This window comes from Streptomyces sp. S6 (assembly GCF_054880855.1).
Map to the genome: position 1 here is coordinate 1 of NZ_JBTYMC010000404.1, position 5,123 is coordinate 5,123.

Consider the following 5,123-nt stretch of genomic DNA (forward strand, 5'->3'; position numbering starts at 1 on the left):
GCCCCGCGAAGCCGCTGCCCCGCGCGGGATCCCGTTCCGTCGGCAAGGTCAGGCAGGCAGCCGCCCCGGCACCACCTCCCCGCGCGGACACCCCTTCCCCTGCCGGGCGACCGGTTTGCGGCCCTCCCGCGCGGGGCGGCGGCGCGTCGGTTTCCGGATGGTTCGGGAGGTCATGGGCGTGTGGCCCGTGAGGGGTGGCGCGAGCCGGTCGGTCGGGCCCCCTGGGGCCGGTGCGGTCCGTATTCTCTGATCATGGCCGCACCCACCACCCCCGCTTCCGTCACGCGCGCGTACGCCCTCGTCGCCACCGACCTGGACGGCACGCTGCTCCGCGCCGACGACACCTTCTCGGACCGCTCGCTGAACGCCCTCCAGCGGGTCGTGGAGTCCGGCGCGCGGCACCTGGTGGTGACCGGCCGCCCGGCCCCCCGGGTACGCCCCCTGCTGGAGATCCTGCGCGGCCGTGGGCTCGCGGTGTGCGGCCAGGGAGCGCAGGTGTACGACGCCGGCGCCGACCGCCTCCTGTGGTCCGTCACGCTGGACCGCGAACTCGCGGAGACCGCGCTCGGCAAGATCGAGGCGGAGGTCGGGCAGGTGTACGCCGCCGTCGACCAGGACGGCGTGGACGGGCTGACGCTGATCGAGCCGGGCTACCTGATGCCGCACCCGACGCTCCCGGCGCTGCGCGTGGGCCGCCGCGAGGACCTGTGGTGCGAGCCGATCAGCAAGGTGCTCCTGCGTCACCCAGCGCTCACGGACGACGAGTTGGCGGCCACCGCGCGCGCGGCGGTCGGTTCGCTCGCCACCGTCACGATGTCGGGGCCCGGCACGGTCGAACTCCAGCCGAGCGGCGTCACGAAGGCCACCGGCCTGGCGCTGGCCGCCGAACGCCTCGGGGTCGCCCCGCAGGACACGGTCGCCTTCGGGGACATGCCGAACGACATCCCGATGTTCGAGTGGTCGGCCTATGGGGTCGCGATGGCGAACGCACACCCCGAACTCAAGGCGGTGGCCGACGAGGTGACCGGTTCGAACGAGGAGGACGGCGTGGCGACCGTTCTTGAACGGATGTTTCCGTAACGCGAGCCGTTAGGGAGCCCCGATCCGAAACCAGGGCTCCCACAGGGACGTTCACTTCCGGGAGGGCGTCCCGGAGGGACGGTCAGTACGCGCCGTACACGTTGTCGATCGACCCGTACACCGCCGCCGCGTAGTTGCACGCGGCGGTGATGTTCGCGACCGGGTCGTACGGGTCGTACGCGGTCCCGGCGACGTGGTACGCCCGGAAGGTCGGGTCGATCACCTGGAGCAGGCCCTTGGACGGCGTCCCGGCGGCGGCGTTGGAGTCCCAGTTGTTGACGGCCCAGGGGTTGCCGGAGGACTCGCGGATGATGTTGCGGTAGATGCCGTTGTAGCTGCCCGGGATGCCCTTCTGGGCCATGATCGCGAGGGATTCGCGGATCCAGCCGTCCAGGGTGTTCGGGTATCCGGCGACCGTGGACGACGTGGCGCCGGTGGCCGCGGAGGCGCTGGTCGCACCGGCGATCGGGAGGGCGAGCAGGACCGTACCGGTGGCGGCGACGGCGAGTACTCGGGCGAGACGCTTCTTGCGGATTGCAGGCATGGCGATGTTCCTCTCCGGCGCCTGCGAGGTGAGCTGTCGGGTTCGGGCGGGGAGGTGCCCGGCCGGGCCACCGGGGACGGTGACACGGCTTCACCCCTAGCCGTCCCGGAGCGTGTCCGGTGCGGCGTACTACCTGGGTCCCCCGCTCCTGCCGCACGCGAGTTCGTCGATGGAGTGGTGAGGGGCGGCGGCAGGATTAGGCGTCCGCCCGACCCGGCGGAACGTATGCGAGAGCACATGTCCGGAACAAGCGTCGGATTCACATCTCGTCCCTGTTGACATCTGTCTAAGGCGTATGGGGTGCTTGATCCTTTGCGATCGCCAAGTGTCAACTGGCCTGCGGGGGAAGGGTGGAGGGGTGGTGCGGGGAGAACGGGTGAAAAAAGTGCCCGTGACTCAACTCACGAAATAGCAATAGCGGCAAAATGGGGCACAAGGTATCCATGTGTGAATATGGCGTGTCTTATCGGTCGATCGGATGCATAGCAGGCGTGATCCGATAGCGCCCGTGCTGTAACCGTGGGGGCTATCGGTGATCGAAACGTGACCGGATACGCTGACTTGAGTGAGGGCAACGACCTATCGACAAACCGTGTAATCGCCAACAGTCGCCCGTGGGCAACAGCAGACAGGAGATCCCTCGTGACCGTCGTCGGGCCGTTCGGGCTGAGCGTGCGGGACCAGGCACTGGAAGCCGACGTCCAGGCCGGACTCTCGGCCGTCGAGGAGGGCCTGCTCGAAGCCACCAAGAGCGAGGTTCCCTTCATCACGGAGGCCGCGCAGCACCTCGTGCGCGCCGGGGGCAAACGTTTCCGGCCACTGCTGGTGATGCTGTCGGCCCAGTTCGGCGACCCGTACGCGCCCGGTGTGGTGCCGTCGGCCGTCGGTGTCGAACTCACCCACCTCGCCACCCTCTACCACGACGACGTCATGGACGAGGCCGAGGTGCGGCGCGGGGTCGCCAGCCCCAACGCCCGCTGGGGCAACTCCGTCGCCGTCCTCACGGGTGACTTCCTCTTCGCGCGCGCGTCCCAGATCCTCGCCGACCTCGGGCCCGAGGTCGTCCGCATCCAGGCCGAGGCGTTCGAACGGCTCGTCACCGGCCAGATCCTGGAGACCGCGGGCCCCACGGACGGCCGCGACCCCGTGGACCACTACCTCGACGTCCTCGCCGGCAAGACCGGCTCCCTCGTCGCCGTCTCCTGCCGCTTCGGGGCGATGACCTCGGGCGCCGACGAGACGGTCGTCGACGTCCTCACGCAGTACGGCGAGCGCCTCGGCGTCGCCTTCCAGCTCGCGGACGACGTCCTCGACATCGCCTCCGACTCCCACGAGTCGGGCAAGACCCCCGGCACGGACCTGCGCGAGGGCATCTCCACGCTCCCCGTCCTGCGCCTGCGCGAGCGCGCCGCCCGGCTCGGTCTCGCCGAGGACGTCGCCCTGTGCGAACTCCTCGACTCCGACCTCACCGACGACGCCCGGCACGCCGAGGCCCTCGCCGCCCTGCGCACCCACCCCGCCCTCGAACAGGCCCGCCGCGACACCGTCCGCTACGCCGAAGAGGCCCGCTCCGCCCTCTCCCCCCTCCCGGACTGCGACGCGAAGCTCGCCCTGGTGGAGATGTGCGACGCGGTGGTGCACCGGGCCGGCTAGGACCCGCACGGACGACGGGGTACGGACGGCGGCCCGCCGGCCTGCCCCGTCGTTCGCGTATCCGCAGCTCAAACCCCCTGTGCCGGCCCCGCCTCACCCCTCCCCGCAGCCGGGTACGACTCCGCGGACCCCTAGGGGACTACGGGAAACCGGAGTGGCGTGTCATACCGCAGGAGTACGCGGAGTTGACTCTGCGGGGTGACGCCGGTGACGGGTCCGGTTTGGTGTGATGGATGCAGAACGCAGGACCACGGCTCACCGATTCGGGTGAGAATGGCGGTCAGGGGTGGGGCGAGCACAGTGCCCACCGGCCGCCGACTTCGACGGAGGTAAGGCAGACATGGCACCGAACGCATCCGACGACCACCAGACCCCGACCGCCGTCACCGACGCCGACGAGGCGAGGTCCCGCCGCCGCAGGACGGCTGCGCGGTACGTCGTCCCGGTGTCGGTCGTGGGCATGGCCGCCGCCACCATCGGCCTGGTACCCGCCCTCGCCGACTCCGGCGACCCCGACCTCCCGCAGATAACCGCCCAGCAGCTCCTGGACAAGGTCGCCGCGTCGGACGTCCAGCAGCTCTCCGGCACCGTCAAGATCACGACCGACCTGGGCCTGCCGAACCTCGGCGGCCTGGAGAGCGGCCTCCTCTCCGGCGCGACCGGCTCCGCGGACGGCTCCTCCGCCGACCCCTCCACCAAGCTGACGGAGCTGGCCTCCGGCACACACACGCTGCGCGTGGCCACCGACGGCCCCGAGAAGCAGAAGCTCTCCCTCCTGGAGAACGCGGCGGAGTACAGCCTCGTCCACAACGGCAAGGACGTCTGGGGCTACGACAGCAAGTCGAACGAGGTCTACCACTCGACGCTCTCCGAGAAGGCCGGCAAGCAGTCGCAGGCCCCGGCGACCCCCAAGGACCTCACGGAAGAGACGCTGAAGGCCCTCGACCCCACGACGTCGGTGAAGGTCGACGGCACGGTCCACGTCGCGGGCCGCGACGCCTACAAACTGCTGGTGACGCCCAAGCAGTCCGGTACGACGGTCGGCGCGATCAGCATCGCCGTCGACGCCAAGACCGGTCTGCCCCTGAAGTTCACGCTCACCCCGAGGAGCGGCGGCGCGGCCGTCGTCGACGCCGGCTTCACCCAGGTCAGCTTCGACAAGCCGGCCGCCTCCACCTTCGACTTCACCCCGCCCAAGGGCGCGAAGGTCACCCAGGGCGAGCACCCGCGCGGCGACGAGGACAAGGGCGCCCCCGGCAGGAATCCGGCCGGGAAGGGCCTCGGCGAGGACCTCACGGGCCTGAACGTCCTGGGCAAGGGCTGGACCACGATCGCCACGTTCGACACGGGCACGGCAGGCACCGCCTCCTCGGGGCGCCCCGAGGCCGGCCCGTTCGGCGACTTCATCGACTCCTTCGGCGACAAGGTCTCCGGCGACTTCGGCAAGGGCACCGTCTTCTCCACCCGCCTGGTCAACGCCCTCGTCACCGACAGCGGCAAGGTCTACGTCGGCGCCGTCACGAAGGACGCCCTGGTGAAGGCCGCCGAGGGCAACTGAGTACGGTCTCACCAGGAGAACGGCCACCGCGCCGTCACCGGATCGGGGGAGCCATGCCACACCCGCCGACAGCACGGCCACCGGCGACGGAGCCGGGAGAGGGAGAGGAACCGGAACCGGGAGGGGAGCCGAGCCCCACAAGGGAGCCGAGCCCTGAAGAGGCACCGGCCTCGCGGTCCACGGGCCACCCCGCCCCGGCCTCCGGCGGAGCTTCACTGACGCCGGACCGCTCCAGCCTCGCCCCGGAACCGGCCCCGCTGCCGGCGGCCTCCGGCCGGGCCGCGTCGC

The 5,123-nt window shown here is 70.9% G+C and carries 4 protein-coding genes and 1 riboswitch; of the genes, 3 read left to right on the forward strand and 1 reads right to left on the reverse strand.

Going from position 1 to position 5,123, the window contains the following annotated elements; all coding sequences use genetic code 11:
• Window positions 1-252 precede the first annotated feature (252 nt).
• Window positions 253-1,080: an HAD family hydrolase gene (locus tag ACVNF4_RS32330; protein ID WP_461806437.1), complete on the forward strand. Its 828-nt coding sequence runs from the start codon at window positions 253-255 to the stop codon at window positions 1,078-1,080.
• Window positions 1,081-1,162: 82 nt separating this feature from the next.
• Here ACVNF4_RS32330 and ACVNF4_RS32335 read toward each other — a convergent pair whose 3' ends face one another.
• Window positions 1,163-1,624 (reverse strand): transglycosylase SLT domain-containing protein, encoded by a 462-nt coding sequence (locus ACVNF4_RS32335; protein WP_461806438.1) that lies wholly within the window; start codon window positions 1,622-1,624, stop codon window positions 1,163-1,165.
• A 3-nt stretch (window positions 1,625-1,627) separates the two neighbouring features.
• Window positions 1,628-1,803: riboswitch (cyclic di-AMP (ydaO/yuaA leader) on the reverse strand.
• Window positions 1,804-2,266: 463 nt separating this feature from the next.
• Here ACVNF4_RS32335 and ACVNF4_RS32340 point away from each other — a divergent pair.
• Together ACVNF4_RS32340 and ACVNF4_RS32345 are read left to right on the forward strand one after the other, a co-directional pair.
• Window positions 2,267-3,277, forward strand: a complete 1,011-nt coding sequence (locus ACVNF4_RS32340; RefSeq protein WP_461806439.1) for a polyprenyl synthetase family protein — start codon at window positions 2,267-2,269, stop codon at window positions 3,275-3,277.
• Between the two features lie 340 nt (window positions 3,278-3,617).
• A complete protein-coding gene (locus tag ACVNF4_RS32345) occupies window positions 3,618-4,835 on the forward strand; it encodes a LolA family protein (RefSeq protein ID WP_461806440.1) in 1,218 nt (405 codons plus the stop codon).
• Window positions 4,836-5,123 lie beyond the last annotated feature (288 nt).

Excerpts from the sequence above, each read along its gene's own strand:
- ACVNF4_RS32335 (WP_461806438.1), bottom strand. The coding sequence starts at position 1,624 with ATGCCTGCAATCCGCAAGAAGCGTCTCGCCCGAGTACTCGCCGTCGCC.
- ACVNF4_RS32330 (WP_461806437.1), top strand. The coding sequence starts at position 253 with ATGGCCGCACCCACCACCCCCGCTTCCGTCACGCGCGCGTACGCCCTC.
- ACVNF4_RS32345 (WP_461806440.1), top strand. The coding sequence starts at position 3,618 with ATGGCACCGAACGCATCCGACGACCACCAGACCCCGACCGCCGTCACC.